The organism is Mesorhizobium sp. B2-4-2 (genome assembly GCF_006442845.1).
Classification (GTDB): Bacteria; Pseudomonadota; Alphaproteobacteria; order Rhizobiales; family Rhizobiaceae; genus Mesorhizobium.
The window spans coordinates 26,325-39,256 of the sequence record NZ_VFVM01000016.1 but is presented as its reverse complement, the minus strand read 5'-3'; the positions used below and the strand labels follow the sequence as shown (position 1 = coordinate 39,256).

The 12,932-nt window shown below is 63.0% G+C and carries 16 protein-coding genes; 14 read left to right on the top strand and 2 right to left on the bottom strand.

Translation table 11 applies throughout. From position 1 onward, the window contains the following. Positions 1 to 90: 90 nt before the first annotated feature. Positions 91 to 861, top strand: coding sequence for a sulfite exporter TauE/SafE family protein (locus FJ942_RS25930; protein ID WP_140493196.1), 771 nt, complete (start codon positions 91 to 93; stop codon positions 859 to 861). A 21-nt stretch (positions 862 to 882) separates the two neighbouring features. On the opposite strand, the gene FJ942_RS25925 is transcribed toward FJ942_RS25930, so the two are convergent. After that, entirely contained in the window at positions 883 to 1,434 is a 552-nt protein-coding gene (locus FJ942_RS25925) for a DUF2269 family protein (protein ID WP_140525046.1), read from the bottom strand. A 321-nt stretch (positions 1,435 to 1,755) separates the two neighbouring features. Here FJ942_RS25925 and FJ942_RS25920 point away from each other — a divergent pair, with 321 nt between their 5' ends. The 7 genes from FJ942_RS25920 (at position 1,756) to ruvB (ending at position 6,106) form a co-directional block, all read left to right on the top strand. Further along, positions 1,756 to 2,136, top strand: coding sequence for a cbb3-type cytochrome c oxidase subunit I (locus FJ942_RS25920; protein WP_140550847.1), 381 nt, complete (start codon positions 1,756 to 1,758; stop codon positions 2,134 to 2,136). Between the two features lie 383 nt (positions 2,137 to 2,519). Next, positions 2,520 to 3,053, top strand: coding sequence for a DUF1465 family protein (locus tag FJ942_RS25915; RefSeq protein WP_140493205.1), 534 nt, complete (start codon positions 2,520 to 2,522; stop codon positions 3,051 to 3,053). A 92-nt stretch (positions 3,054 to 3,145) separates the two neighbouring features. Continuing rightward, positions 3,146 to 3,655: a crossover junction endodeoxyribonuclease RuvC gene (gene ruvC / locus FJ942_RS25910; protein WP_140560793.1), complete on the top strand. Its 510-nt coding sequence runs from the start codon at positions 3,146 to 3,148 to the stop codon at positions 3,653 to 3,655. Positions 3,656 to 3,710: 55 nt separating this feature from the next. Further along, positions 3,711 to 3,980, top strand: coding sequence for an AbrB/MazE/SpoVT family DNA-binding domain-containing protein (locus FJ942_RS25905; protein ID WP_140493211.1), 270 nt, complete (start codon positions 3,711 to 3,713; stop codon positions 3,978 to 3,980). Continuing rightward, positions 3,958 to 4,377 carry a type II toxin-antitoxin system VapC family toxin gene (locus FJ942_RS25900; RefSeq protein WP_140493214.1) on the top strand — a complete coding sequence of 140 codons (420 nt, stop codon included), beginning with the start codon at positions 3,958 to 3,960 and terminating at the stop codon, positions 4,375 to 4,377. The genes FJ942_RS25905 and FJ942_RS25900 overlap by 23 nt, the downstream gene beginning before the upstream one ends. A gap of 27 nt (positions 4,378 to 4,404) precedes the next feature. Further along, a complete protein-coding gene (gene ruvA / locus FJ942_RS25895) occupies positions 4,405 to 5,025 on the top strand; it encodes a Holliday junction branch migration protein RuvA (RefSeq protein ID WP_140566844.1) in 621 nt (206 codons plus the stop codon). A 43-nt stretch (positions 5,026 to 5,068) separates the two neighbouring features. After that, positions 5,069 to 6,106: a Holliday junction branch migration DNA helicase RuvB gene (gene ruvB / locus FJ942_RS25890; protein ID WP_140654796.1), complete on the top strand. Its 1,038-nt coding sequence runs from the start codon at positions 5,069 to 5,071 to the stop codon at positions 6,104 to 6,106. Between the two features lie 110 nt (positions 6,107 to 6,216). Here the strand turns inward: ruvB and FJ942_RS25885 are convergent, their stop codons facing one another. Continuing rightward, the gene (locus FJ942_RS25885; protein WP_140899385.1) at positions 6,217 to 7,485 is read right to left on the bottom strand and encodes a cellulase family glycosylhydrolase; all 1,269 of its coding nucleotides are present in this window, start codon (positions 7,483 to 7,485) and stop codon (positions 6,217 to 6,219) included. Positions 7,486 to 7,542: 57 nt separating this feature from the next. Between FJ942_RS25885 and ybgC the strand changes: the two genes are divergently transcribed. From ybgC to pal, 6 genes are all read left to right on the top strand, one after another. Beyond that, the gene (gene ybgC, locus FJ942_RS25880) at positions 7,543 to 8,013 is read left to right on the top strand and encodes a tol-pal system-associated acyl-CoA thioesterase (RefSeq protein ID WP_140517557.1); all 471 of its coding nucleotides are present in this window, start codon (positions 7,543 to 7,545) and stop codon (positions 8,011 to 8,013) included. Positions 8,014 to 8,280: 267 nt separating this feature from the next. Then, positions 8,281 to 8,991 carry a protein TolQ gene (gene tolQ / locus FJ942_RS25875; protein ID WP_140493236.1) on the top strand — a complete coding sequence of 237 codons (711 nt, stop codon included), beginning with the start codon at positions 8,281 to 8,283 and terminating at the stop codon, positions 8,989 to 8,991. Positions 8,992 to 9,002: 11 nt separating this feature from the next. Beyond that, positions 9,003 to 9,455 (top strand): protein TolR, encoded by a 453-nt coding sequence (gene tolR / locus FJ942_RS25870; protein ID WP_140493239.1) that lies wholly within the window; start codon positions 9,003 to 9,005, stop codon positions 9,453 to 9,455. 7 nt (positions 9,456 to 9,462) lie between these two features. Then, the gene (locus tag FJ942_RS25865) at positions 9,463 to 10,617 is read left to right on the top strand and encodes an energy transducer TonB (RefSeq protein WP_140554920.1); all 1,155 of its coding nucleotides are present in this window, start codon (positions 9,463 to 9,465) and stop codon (positions 10,615 to 10,617) included. A gap of 41 nt (positions 10,618 to 10,658) precedes the next feature. After that, positions 10,659 to 11,969, top strand: coding sequence for a Tol-Pal system beta propeller repeat protein TolB (tolB, locus tag FJ942_RS25860; RefSeq protein ID WP_140554921.1), 1,311 nt, complete (start codon positions 10,659 to 10,661; stop codon positions 11,967 to 11,969). Positions 11,970 to 12,216: 247 nt separating this feature from the next. After that, positions 12,217 to 12,723, top strand: coding sequence for a peptidoglycan-associated lipoprotein Pal (gene pal / locus FJ942_RS25855; RefSeq protein WP_140493251.1), 507 nt, complete (start codon positions 12,217 to 12,219; stop codon positions 12,721 to 12,723). The last annotated feature ends 209 nt before the right edge of the window (positions 12,724 to 12,932 follow it).

The following is a 12,932-nucleotide window of genomic DNA, read 5'->3' as shown; positions in this document are numbered from 1 at the left end:
GTGGCGACGCCCACATTTGCTGTCGCTCCGCTCGGGAATCTGGGCTATTCAGGCGTTGACTCGCTTTCCCTCCAGACCAGTCCCTCCTCCATGTCAGGCCTGCTTTCCGATCCGTGGTTCTATGCGGCCGCCGTCCCGGCGGTCATTCTGGTCGGCCTGTCCAAGGGCGGATTTGGCGGCGCGGTCGGTTTCGTCGGCGTGCCGCTGATGGCGCTGACCATGCCGCCGGTGCAAGCGGCGGCCATCCTGCTGCCCATCCTATGCCTGATGGACATCGTTTCGGTATGGACATGGTGGGGCGTCTATAACAGGAAGATGCTGGTCGACATGATGCCCGGCGCGGTGATCGGTATCGGTCTCGGTTGGCTGACGGCCGCACTGGTCACCGAGGAGGCCGTGCGGCTGATCGTCGGCGCCGTCGCCATCATTTTCGTGCTGCGCTGGCTCTATCTGAAGTACCGCCACGGCGCCGACCATGCGGCGCAGCCCAACCGCGTCGCCGCGGCCCTCTGGGGCACGGTCGCCGGCTTCACCAGCTTCGTCGCCCATGTCGGCGGCCCGCCCTTTCAGGTCTACGCGCTGCCGATCCGGCTCGACCCGAAGGTGTTGTCCGGCACGGCGGCGATCTTCTTTGCCGCCACCAACGCGCTGAAGCTCGTTCCCTATTTCGCGCTCGGCCAGTTCGACAGCACCAATCTGACCGCGTCGGCGGTGCTGATGCCGCTGGCGCCGCTATCCACCATCGCCGGCGCCTGGCTGGTGCGCCGCATGCGTCCGGAGATCTTCTATCCCTTCACCTATGCGACGGTGGCCGTCGTCGCGGTGAAGCTTCTGTGGGACGGGATCGCCGGCCTGATGTAGCCGGGACCGTTTTCGCCTGCCTCAGGCGACGCTCGGCACCATGCGCCTTGGTCGGCCGAGCGCCAGGGTGGCGCCAGCCGCCAACACAAGCCCCATGGCGGCAAGGACCGTGAAGTCGTCGATGGTCGGCTTCAGCACCATGTCGGCGATGATGATCAGCATTACCGCATAGTCGAAGCGCGCCGCCCGCAAGATGCGCTGGCCAGAGGCAAGGGCGGCCGGCGTCACGCCATCCCTGGCGATCATCGCGCCCATGTGGTCGGCGCTCGGCTTGAAGACGAACATGCCGATTGAAAAGGTGGTGGCGTAGCCGGCAAGGCCGATCAGGATCCACAGTTGCGAGAAGCCGACCCAGAACCAGCACATGATTAGCCCGAAGGCCAATGTCAGCATCGACATCGGCGCGAAGAAGCGGTTTCCCAATTCGCCCGTAGCCCGCATTGCCTGCAGCGTTCCCTGGATGTTTCCCGACCGATCGGCGAGCGTCGCCAGCACCATCAGCGCGAAACCGCCGCCGACCCATAGGGTCGCCGAAAGAATGTGCAGCAATTTAACGATCGAATACCAGTCCATGCTTCTCCCCGGCGCCTGATGTAGCGGAAGGAGCGAATCCTCGCCTGCCGCTTCGATGGCCAAGCGTTTATCGCCGCGCCTGTTTCGGAACGATGTCGTGAAAAAACCAGTTCTGTTTCAAGTGCCGGCTAACGTAAGGAGCCACTGATATTGCGAGCGCGCCATTCGGTTTTCTGCTATTATGAGGGGCGTCCGGGGGCGCGACATCGTCCAGAAACAGTGCCGATGCTAGTGCGCCCGCGCCGGGAGCCCGGTGGCGAGAGCAATCGCCTGACGATCAACCCTTTCCCGAACACGGGAAAGGCAACTCGGGGGAAAGATATGCAAGGGGTAGCACGGAATTTCTTCACGCTGGCCGTTATCTATGCGCTGTGCGGCATGGCGCTCGGCCTGTACATGGCGATCAGCCAGGACCATGGCCAGATGCCGACCCACGCCCATACGATGGTCGCTGGCTGGCTGATGTCGGCGGTCTTCGCCTTCTTCTATCACCTGTTTCCGGCGGTAGGACAGAAGACGGTTGCCGTCGTTCACTTCTGGCTGACCGCAATCAGCGGCATCGGCCTTTTGATCGGGCTCTACTTCCTGCTTGGCGGCAATGCCGCGATCGAACCGCTGGTGGCGGCGTCTTCGATGGGTTTCTACGCGGCCTTGCTGCTGTTTGCCTTCATCGCCTTGCCGGCGGTTTGGAAAACGGCCTGAGCCGAGGCTCGGCACATCCTTCAGGAACTGTGCTGTTACGGCACAGTGGCGCGGGGTTCGCTCAAAAAACATCGGCGTCGTTAAGGATTCATTAAGCTTTACAGGCGTTTACTATGCGCATCCAGTGATCTGGATTCTTACCGAGTGGTTGGAGCCACTTTGTTTGACGCCTCCCTGTTAAACTCCTGAGAGCCGCCTTATCCGCGGCTCTTTTTTTGTCCGCTTTCCAGCGACACGGTCCGCACCGGATCACGTTAACCTTCTGTTAAACATGTGCTTGCCTTCACCCCGGACGAAGCGCATTTTCAAGCTTCAGTTATGTAGGGTTCCGGGTGTATCGGCAGTAAGCCGAATCGGCCGGTTGCAAGTGCAGGGGCGTATCGATGAACGAGCCTTCGAAGGGCAGCGCGAAAACCGTCAAGCTGGCGGAACGTCGGGTCTTTTCGCACTCCTTCAAACCGCTCTACCAGGAAGGCATGGGGCTAGTCGAACAGGCGGCGGAGTATCTCGACGGCAAGGGCCGGGCCGAGGCCAAGAAGCTGTCGCGGCTGGCGGCCACGCTCTATGCGGCCGAATCGATGCGGCTGACCACCAGGCTGATGCAGGTCGCCTCGTGGCTGCTTCTGCAGCGCGCCGCGAATTCCGGCGAGATGACCCGCGACCAGGTCGCATCGGAAAAGTCCAAGGTGCGCCTCGACACCGCCTCCGCCCATGACGAGGCGGCCGGCTGGGCCGAACTGCCCAAGGATTTCCTCGACCTCGTCAACCGGTCGCTGCGCCTGCAGGCACTGGTGCGCCGCATGGACGAGGAGATCTACGGCGCCGGCGCGGTGGTCGACATGCAGCCCATGAGCCGCCGGCCCAATCCGGTCTCGGACCAGATCAGCCTGCTCAACACGGCTTTCGCCCGAAACTGAACTATTCTGGAACGTTCCCGGTCAGCGCGTTACTGTTTCCGGTTTGTTCACATTTCGCTGGCATCGCTGTCTCCGGGACATAGAGTAACCGGATGAGGGACGCGATTCGCATCATCGGTATCGATCCGGGGCTCAGGCGCACCGGCTGGGGTATTGTCGAAAGCCTCGGCAATTCGCTGCGCTTCGTCGCGTCCGGCACGGTGCGTTCCGAAGACAAGGCGGCGCTGGCGACGCGGCTGTGCCAGCTGCATGACGGGTTGGCTGAAATCCTGCATACGGCCATGCCGCATGAGGCGGCCGTCGAACAGACCTTCGTCAACAAGGATGCGGTGGCGACGCTGAAGCTTGGCCAGGCGCGCGGCATCGCCATGCTGGTGCCGGCACGCGCCGGCCTGGTCGTTGCCGAATATGCACCCAATGCCGTCAAGAAGGCGGTGATCGGCGTCGGCCATGGCGACAAGAAGCAGATCCACATGATGGTGAAGGTGCTGCTGCCGAAAGCGACCTTCGACACCGAACATGCCGCCGACGCGCTCGCCATAGCCATTTGCCATGCGCATCACCGGCAAAGCGTCGCCTATCGGATGGCACTTGCCGGTTGACGATGTTCTTGACTTGTTCCCTTGTCTGTCGTAGGTAATACTTTGAGGTATTACCATGCGCGTCACCACCAAAGGCCAAGTCACGATCCCCAAACAGATAAGGGATCACCTGGGTATCCGCCCGGGCTCCGAGGTGGAATTCGTGGCCACCGATGAGGGTGCTCGGCTTGTGGCCGTCAACGAGAATCTCCCCGAGGAGGAGAAATTGCGCAGGTTCAGTAATGTCCTTGACCGGATGGAGGGGACGTTGGATCTGGGTGGCATGACGACCGACGAGTATATGGAGTGGCTGAGGGGGCCGCGTGAAGATCTCGACGTTGATTGACACAAATGTCCTGATCGACGTTTGGGGGCCGGCCGGACCGCTGACAAAATGGTCGGCGTCTGCAATCGCCTCATGCCGCCGCGACGGCGACTTGGTGGTCAATACGATCATCTGGTCTGAATTGGCGCCGCTGATCGCCTCGGAGGCAGCGCTTCGAAAAGCGGTCGACATGCTCGAGATCGATCGCGAGTTTCTGCCCTGGGATGCGGCCTTCCTTGCAGGTGTGACGCATTCCCGTTATCGCCGTGCTGGTGGAATCCGCGAACGAACCTTGCCGGACTTCTTTATTGGCGCTCATGCGACCGTTGCCGGACATCGTCTTTTGACGCGCGACGCCGCGCGTTATCGCAGTTATTTCCCGGACCTTGACATCATTTCTCCTGAAACGCACCCATGAGGGCCTATCTTCCATGAAAGATTTGGCATGATCGGCAAGCTCAAGGGTATGCTCGACGAGATCGACGAGGATCATTGCCTGGTCGACGTGCATGGCGTCGGCTACGTCGCCTACTGCTCGGCGCGCACGCTTGCCGCGCTGCCTTCGCCCGGCGAAGCGGTGGTGCTGTTCATCGAGACCTATGTGCGCGAGGACATGATCCGGCTCTACGGCTTCCAGTCGGTGCTGGAGCGCGAATGGTTCCGGCTGTTGATGAGCAATGTGCAGGGCGTCGGCGCCAAGGTGGCGCTGGCCATCCTGTCGACACTGGCGCCGGCCGACCTTGCCAACGCGATCGCGTTGCGCGACATCGCCATGGTTTCCCGGGCGCCGGGCGTCGGCAAGAAGGTGGCCGAGCGCATCGTTACCGAATTGAAAAACAAGGCGCCGGCCTATGCCGGTGCCGCGTCGGGCACGATCGGCTTGAAGCAGGAGCTCGGCGAAGGCGTGGCAGCCGCGCCGATCACAGACGCGGTCTCGGCCCTAGTCAATCTCGGCTATTCCCGCGACACCGCCGCCAATGCAGTGGCGGCGGCACTGAAGACGGCTGGCGAGGAGGCGGACGCGTCGAAGCTGATTCGCTTCGGGCTCAAGGAACTGGCGCGGTGAGCGCACGCTTGTCCGGTTCCCGGCCATATGCAAGGAAGGCGGCATGAGCCTTTCCCCCCGTCTGATCGCTCCGGAAAAACGCGGCGAGGATGCCGATCAGAGTTTGCGGCCGCAGACGCTCGACGATTTCGTCGGCCAGGCGGCGGTCCGGGCCAACCTCAAAGTGTTCATCGAGGCCGCCAAGGGGCGCAAGGAAGCGCTCGATCATGTGCTGTTCGTCGGGCCGCCAGGTCTAGGCAAGACGACGCTGGCGCAAATCATGGCGCGCGAGCTCGGCGTCAACTTCCGCTCAACCTCCGGACCGGTCATCGCAAAGGCCGGCGATCTCGCTGCACTCTTGACCAATCTCGAAGAAGGCGACGTCCTGTTCATCGACGAGATCCACAGGCTGAATCCTGCGGTGGAAGAGATCCTCTATCCGGCGATGGAGGATTTCCAGCTCGACCTGATCATCGGCGAGGGGCCGGCGGCGCGCTCGGTCAAGATCGACCTTGCCCGTTTCACCCTGGTCGCCGCCACCACGCGGCTCGGCCTGCTCACCAATCCGCTGCGCGACCGCTTCGGCATCCCGGTGCGGCTCAACTTCTACACGGTCGAGGAACTGGAGCAGATCGTGCGGCGCGGCGCACGCATCCTGCAAATGCCGCTCGGCGACGACGGCGCGCTGGAGATTGCGCGGCGCGCGCGAGGCACGCCGCGCATCGCCGGCCGGCTGTTGCGCCGCGTGCGCGATTTCGCTTCGGTCGCCGGCGATGGTCATGTGGACAGCTTGATCGCCGACGAGGCCTTGACCCGGCTGGAGGTCGACGCGCTCGGCCTCGATGCGCTCGACCGCCGATATCTTTCGATGATCGCGCGCAATTTCGGCGGCGGGCCGGTCGGCATCGAGACGATCGCCGCCGGCCTGTCCGAGCCGCGCGACGCCATAGAGGACATTATCGAGCCCTACCTGATCCAGCAGGGCTTCATCCAGCGCACGCCGCGCGGCCGCGTGCTGACGGCCAATGCCTGGCGCCATCTCGGCCTCGACGCGCCGAAGGACCTGGCGCAACAGCAGATCAATTTGTTTCAGGAAGAATAGCGGCCCCGGCGGCGGCGTTCGGGCCGGCGATCAAGCGTCCGTAACCGCTTTGCGGCGTGCGACCGGAGATCTCGCTGATCGATCCCGGCGGCGGCGTGGAGCAACGGCGCTCAGTGAAGCGACCGGATCACGTCCAGCACATCGGGTTCGGCCTTTTCGCCGTTGAAAGCATCGACAATGCCGAAAGCGCCGCCGTAACTCCACACCGACCAGGAGAAGCCATGCGCCTCGGCGCGCGCGATCATGTCCCGGACATAGGCGGCACGATAGCCGGCCGGCATCACATAGGGATTGTCGTATTCCTGGCGGATCATGCCGAACTCGCCCAGCGTGACTTTTTCCGGCCGGATGCGGTTGGCCTTCGCCCAGGCATCGACGGCCTTGAACGGGGCGTCCATGAGACCAAGCAGCTTGGCGTCGGTGTCCATGCTGGCTACCTGCTCGTCGAGATAGGCAAGCAGCCCGCCCTGCCGCGCCCAAGGTGCCTCGGTCTTGATCCTGGCGCGGATGGCGTCGAGCGTGACGTCGAGCTCAGCCGGCGGCACCGCGGTCAGCGGGTAGGGCAGGCCGGTCACATAGGGAATGAAATCGCCGGCCCAGGTCGCGCCCTGATGGGTAAGCAGGAACGGATCGTAGGAATGGAAGGTCCAGATGACGTTGTCGTCCGGGATCGCCATCGGATCGATTTTTTCCAGCGACGACGCCGCGGAATAGCAGGCCCCGGTCAGCACAAGCGTCAATCTCGTCGCCGAAGAACGCGCCGCGGCGAACAACCTCTGCTGGCGTTGCGGCCACAGGCTGGTGCCGTCGGCGTCGCAGTCGACGATCGGTTCGTTCATCGGTTCGAAGGCCACTTGCCCCGGATCTTCCCCGGCGAGCGTGTGCGCCATCTTGCGCACCACCTCGACATAGGCATCGAATGTCACCGGGTTGTTCATCACCTCGGCCATGCCGATCTTACGCCCACTGCCGGCGGGGATCAGATGCATGTCGACGACAACCTTCAGGCCGGCGCGGTTGATCATGCGGACAGAGTCCAGCACGCTGGCATAGAGATCCTCGCGCAAGGCCATCGTATTTTCGGAAAGGAAGGGCGAAGGATCGACCGGCATGCGCAGGAAATCGAAGCCTGCATGCTTCAGAGCCTCGAGATCGTCGTCCTTGAGAAATTTGCGCCATTCCGGGTAGGGCAGGATGGCCTTGGCGTTGCCCCATTGGTCTTCGCCCGGCCAGGTCACCCACTGGTCGAGATTGAGCCCGCGCTTCATGGAGAAGGTCGCGGCTTGGCCCGGCCGGGCCAGAGCCATAACGACGAACAGAGCCATCACCACGAACAGCGCCGTCGCCAAGGTCTTGATCATCGCCGTCAACAGTGCCATCCGATGCCATGTCACGCGCGGCACAGGTGCCTTGCCGCGACTGAAAAAGGAAGCGCAATGGACGATCATGGTGAATCCGCGACCTTGCTGGCGGGGATTTCCGGTGCGCTGACGGCGTTCGGCCATCGGCTGATGGCGCGGGTCTATTATGCCGACACCGATTTCTCCGGCGTCGTCTACCACGCCCGCTATCTCGAATTCCTCGAGCGCGGCCGCTCCGACTATCTGAGGCTGAGCGGCGTCCACCACACCGAACTTGCCGATGGCAAGCATGGCGAAAGAATAGTCTGGGTGGTGCGTCGCATGGAGATCGACTTCCGCATGCCGGCCCGCATGGACGACATCCTGACGATCGACACCCGGACCGAGGAAATCTCCGGCGCGCGCATCTTCATGGCCCAGCAGCTCAGGCGCGGCGACGAGATGCTGGTCGAGGCCAGGGTGGAGGCGGCGATCATCGGCGAGAATGGCCGGCCACGCCGCTTCCCCAGGGAGTGGATAGCAGCGTTCATACCCAAGGCAGGCTAAAAGGTCGGCCTCGTAGGTATCGCCGGTGCCGGCTTGAAGCGCGGCAATGCGCCGCGCCTGATCGACTAACCCATCCTTAACCATAACGGTTCATGAAGAGATTGGTGAAGATTGGCGCTATCCAGCGCCTTCCTTTCACCAACATTTGCCCCGAAAAGGCCGCGAAAGGCACGTTTTGGGGTTGTTCCGGTAGCTTCGCGCGAACCGACCACAAGGGATGCCAGGGGCCAGCCGCCAGCTTCGCCCGGAAATCTTAAGGACGTTACGATGGAAAATATCGCACTCGCCGAACCGGGCGCGCAATTGTCGATTTGGGCGCTGTTCATGCAGGCCAGCTGGGTGGTCAAGCTGGTCATGATCGGGCTGCTCTGCGCCTCGGTCTGGACCTGGGCGATTATCGTCGACAAGCTCGTATCCTATGCCCGCATGCGGCTGGCGCTGAACCGGTTCGAGCAGGTGTTCTGGTCGGGGCAGTCGCTGGAGGAGCTTTACCGAACGTTGGCCGACCGCAAGACATCGGGCATGGGCGCCATCTTCGTCGCCGCCATGCGCGAGTGGAAGAAGAGTTTCGAAAAAGGCGCCAAGACGCCGCTCGGCTTGCAAACCCGCATCGATAAGGCGATGGACCTGGCGCTGACCCGCGAGATGGAGAAGCTCGAAGGCCGCCTCGGCTTCCTCGCAACCACGGGCTCGGCGGCCCCGTTCATCGGCCTGTTCGGCACCGTCATTGGCATCATGACGTCGTTCCAGGCGATCGCCGGCTCCAAGAACACCAGCCTGTCGGTGGTCGCGCCCGGCATCGCCGAGGCGCTGCTGGCGACCGCCATCGGCCTGCTCGCCGCCATTCCGGCCGTCATCGCCTACAACAAGCTGTCATCGGATGCGAGCAAGATCGCGGTGCGCATGGAAGGGTTCTCCGACGAGTTCTCCGCCATACTCTCGCGCCAAATCGATGAAAAAGTAGCGCCGAAGGCCTGAGGAGTAAGCCGATGGGAATGTCCGTAGGCATGGCTGGACGCGGCGGACGCGGCCATAGGCGGCGCGGCCGCCATCATGGCCTCATCGCCGAAATCAACGTTACGCCGATGGTCGACGTGATGCTGGTGCTGTTGATCATCTTCATGGTCGCCGCGCCGCTTTTGACGGTCGGCGTGCCGATCGATCTGCCGGATACCCAGGCCAAGGCGATGAATGCCGACACCCAGCCGATCACCGTTTCGATCAATGCCGCCGGCCAGATCTATCTCCAGGAAACCGAAATTCCGATCGAGGAATTGGTGGCGAAGCTGCAGGCGATCTCGAAGACCGGCTATGACGAGCGCATCTTCATCCGCGGCGACAAGTCCACCGACTACGGCACGGCGATGAAGGTGATGGCCCGCATTTCGGCCGCCGGCTACAAGAATATCGGCCTGGTTTCACTGCAGGAACAGGATCAATAGACCCACTATGAGGACCGGCCTCACCACATCGGTGATCATGCATGCGGCGCTGATTGGCTTCGGCCTGTTCACGCTGTCGGCACCGGCCGCGCTTCCGTCGGCCGATGTCGAGTCGGTCGCTGTCGACATCGTGCCGATCGAAGCCACTGCCCAGGTGCTGCAGGGCGACAAGAAATCCGTGGTGCATGAAAAGCCGGCGCCCTTGCCCACGCAGCGTCCCGATATCGTGCCGGATGCGCAGAAGGTCGGCGAGAACAGCGTCGACACCGACAAGCCGATAACGCCCGAGGCCAAGCCGAAGCCAGTTGACATGACCTCGGCCCCGCCGCCGGCGCCGACGCCGATCGAAAAGCCGAAGACCGAGGACGTGCCGAAGCCGCAGGAAAAGCCCAAGCCGACGCCGGCCACGGAAGTGGCTCCCGCGCCGCAGCCCAAGGAAGAGGTCAAGCCCGAGCCGGTCAAGCAGACCGAGCCGAAGCCGGCGCCGGCGAAGGAGCCGACGCCCGCACCGCCACAGGACAAGACCGCGGCCATCGAGCCGACGCCCGAGGTGAAGCCGGACGCGGTCGCCCAGGCGATCGCCAAGGACCAGCCTGACGATGCCCAACTGCCGGACTCCGCGCCCGCGCCGCAGGCGCGGCCGAAGCCGCAGCCGGCACAGGCCGAAAGCGCCAAGGCGCCGGAGCGCAAGGACGCCGACAAACCGGTCAAGGAGGCTTCATCCAAGCCGAAATCGGAGGACAAGCAGTTCAATTCCGACGAGATCTCGGCCCTGCTGGACAAGCAGAAGCCCTCCGGCGGCGGCGCCAAGCGTTCGACACAGCAGGCTTCGCTCGGCGGCGAGAAGGACCAGGGCCAGAAGCTGTCGAGATCAGAACTGGGCGCCCTGTCGGATCAGCTTGGCGGTTGCTGGACATTGCCGGCGGGGCTGGAGGGCTCGGAGAATTTCGTCGCCGTGGTCATGTTCAACCTCGACCCCTCGGGCAAGCTGGATGGCCGGCCCACCGTCGAGAAATCGAGCGGGAATCGCCAATTCGATGAAAGCGCCGTGCGTGCGGTTCAGAAATGCAACATGGCCGGCCTTCAGGTTCCGGCGGGCAAACAGGACATCTGGGCCCAGGTCCGTGTCACTTTCGATCCGAGGGAAATGCTTGGCCTTTGAGGCCTGCCCTCCGCAGAATCAGTGAAGAGAAGCGAGAAGACATGAAATTCATCCTCAAGCCGCTCCTGATGGTCGCGACAATAGCGCTGGGCTCGATGGCCGGTGCCGTCATGCCTGCGTGGGCGCTCGTCGAGATCAACGTCAACAAGGGCAATGTCGAGCCGCTGCCGATCGCCATCACCGATTTCCAGTCGGGCGATGGGCTTGGCGCGCAGATTTCCGGCGTCGTCACCGCCGACCTGAAGCGCTCGGGCCTGTTCGCACCGATCGACAAAAGCGCCTTCATCGAGAAGATCGCCAATCCTGACGCAGCGCCTCGCTTCGACGACTGGAAGGTGATCAATGCCCAGGCTCTGGTCACCGGCAGCGTCAGCAAGGAGGCCGACGGGCGCATCCGCGCGCAGTATCGGCTGTGGGACACGTTCGCTGGACAGCAGATGTCGGGCGAACAATTCTTCGCCAACGACGCCAATCAACGACGCGTCGCTCACATCATCGCCGACGCCATCTACGAGCGGCTGACCGGCGAGAAGGGCTATTTCGACACGCGCGTCGTTTTCATCGACGAGTCCGGCGCCAAGAATGCGCGCAAGAAGCGCCTCGCCATCATGGACCAGGACGGCGCCAATGTGCGCTATCTCTCGGACGGCAGGGCGATCGTCTTGACGCCGCGCTTCTCGCCGAACCGGCAGGAAATCACCTACATGTCCTATGAGAGCGGCCAGCCGCGGGTGTATCTCCTGCAGATCGAGACCGGCCAGCGCGAACTGGTCGGCAATTTTCCGGGCATGACGTTTGCGCCGCGCTTTTCGCCGGATGGCCAGAAGGTGATCATGAGCCTGCTGCGCGACGACGGCAATTCCAACATCTTCGCCATGGACCTCAGGAGCCGCTCGACGACCCGGCTCACCAACTCGACCGCCATCGACACTTCGCCTTCCTATTCGCCCGACGGCAGCAAGGTAGTGTTCACCTCCGACCGCGGCGGCCGCGCGCAGATCTATGTGATGGGCGCCGACGGTTCGGGCCAGACCCGCATCTCCTTCGGCGACGGGGTCTATTCGACGCCGGTGTGGTCGCCGCGCGGCGATCTCATCGCCTTCACCAAGCAGACCGGCGGCGAATTCCAGATCGGCGTTATGAAGACCGACGGTTCGGGCGAGCGCATCCTGTCATCCGGCTTCCAGCAGGAAGGACCGACCTGGGCGCCGAACGGCCGCGTGCTGATGTTCTTCCGCGATTCCGCCGGCGGCCCGAAACTGGTTTCTGTCGATCTCACCGGCCGCAACGAGCAGTCGATCCCGACCGCGAACTTTGCCTCCGATCCGGCCTGGTCGCCGCTGCTGGAATAGGCTCGGCTGAAATTGCCACACATGCTGAAAAGGGGCCGGTTTCGGCCCCTTTTCCATGCATTGGTCGCGTTTTAGCCGCATTTCCGCCTACGGTCCGCGCTCAATGTCGCCCTTGGTCAAGCGTTGGGCGCAATGGCTGCGGACGGCAGCCTAAACCAAATTTTAACCGTGTTTCTTGAATGCCGGTTAACCCAAACGTGGTTACTGGGTGATCAACGAAATCACTCGAATGCGAAGGAGAGGCGGCATGAGCCGTATCGCAGCACTTACCAGAAATCCCGTCATGATCGCGCTGGTGGCGATGCTCGCCATTGCCGGTTGCGCTTCGAAGAAGACGCCCAACAGCGCCGCCGATCTCGGCCTCAACGGCGCCGGTGCCGCAACGCCCGGATCGGCGCAGGACTTCACCGTCAATATCGGCGACCGCATCTTCTTCGACACGGACTCCTCCTCGATCCGCGCCGACGCCCAGACGACGCTGTCGCGCCAGGCGCAGTGGCTGAACCAGTACAAGCAGTATGCGATCGTCGTTGAAGGCCATGCCGACGAACGCGGCACGCGCGAATACAATTTGGCGCTCGGTGCCCGCCGCGCCGCCGCCACGCGCGACTTCCTGGTCTCCAAGGGCGTCTCCGCCAACCGCCTGAAGACCATTTCCTACGGCAAGGAACGGCCGGTCGCGGTTTGCGACGACATCTCCTGCTGGTCGCAGAACCGCCGCGCGGTCACCACGCTCAGCGGCGCCGGTTCCTGACATTTTTCGCGCGTCGAGCGACGCGCGAAAAACACGACGACAAAAATGCAACACAGGTTTGCGAAAGGCGGCTGAAAGGCCGCCTTTTTCATGTTTGGTCCCTTCAAACAAAATTTGGCCGAAGTCTCGCGTCCTGCTATGAGCCGAGGGCGCTTGGCTGGTCCCATACCGATTGGAAGGCGCGAACAAGCTAACGACACGGCGAGAGG

Excerpts from the sequence above, each read along its gene's own strand:
- tolQ (WP_140493236.1), top strand. The coding sequence starts at position 8,281 with ATGGAAAATATCGCACTCGCCGAACCGGGCGCGCAATTGTCGATTTGG.
- FJ942_RS25930 (WP_140493196.1), top strand. The coding sequence starts at position 91 with ATGTCAGGCCTGCTTTCCGATCCGTGGTTCTATGCGGCCGCCGTCCCG.
- FJ942_RS25905 (WP_140493211.1), top strand. The coding sequence starts at position 3,711 with ATGCGCGTCACCACCAAAGGCCAAGTCACGATCCCCAAACAGATAAGG.
- tolB (WP_140554921.1), top strand. The coding sequence starts at position 10,659 with ATGAAATTCATCCTCAAGCCGCTCCTGATGGTCGCGACAATAGCGCTG.
- tolR (WP_140493239.1), top strand. The coding sequence starts at position 9,003 with ATGGGAATGTCCGTAGGCATGGCTGGACGCGGCGGACGCGGCCATAGG.
- ruvC (WP_140560793.1), top strand. The coding sequence starts at position 3,146 with ATGAGGGACGCGATTCGCATCATCGGTATCGATCCGGGGCTCAGGCGC.
- FJ942_RS25920 (WP_140550847.1), top strand. The coding sequence starts at position 1,756 with ATGCAAGGGGTAGCACGGAATTTCTTCACGCTGGCCGTTATCTATGCG.
- ybgC (WP_140517557.1), top strand. The coding sequence starts at position 7,543 with ATGGACGATCATGGTGAATCCGCGACCTTGCTGGCGGGGATTTCCGGT.
- pal (WP_140493251.1), top strand. The coding sequence starts at position 12,217 with ATGAGCCGTATCGCAGCACTTACCAGAAATCCCGTCATGATCGCGCTG.
- FJ942_RS25865 (WP_140554920.1), top strand. The coding sequence starts at position 9,463 with ATGAGGACCGGCCTCACCACATCGGTGATCATGCATGCGGCGCTGATT.
- ruvA (WP_140566844.1), top strand. The coding sequence starts at position 4,405 with ATGATCGGCAAGCTCAAGGGTATGCTCGACGAGATCGACGAGGATCAT.
- ruvB (WP_140654796.1), top strand. The coding sequence starts at position 5,069 with ATGAGCCTTTCCCCCCGTCTGATCGCTCCGGAAAAACGCGGCGAGGAT.
- FJ942_RS25915 (WP_140493205.1), top strand. The coding sequence starts at position 2,520 with ATGAACGAGCCTTCGAAGGGCAGCGCGAAAACCGTCAAGCTGGCGGAA.
- FJ942_RS25885 (WP_140899385.1), bottom strand. The coding sequence starts at position 7,485 with ATGGCACTGTTGACGGCGATGATCAAGACCTTGGCGACGGCGCTGTTC.
- FJ942_RS25925 (WP_140525046.1), bottom strand. The coding sequence starts at position 1,434 with ATGGACTGGTATTCGATCGTTAAATTGCTGCACATTCTTTCGGCGACC.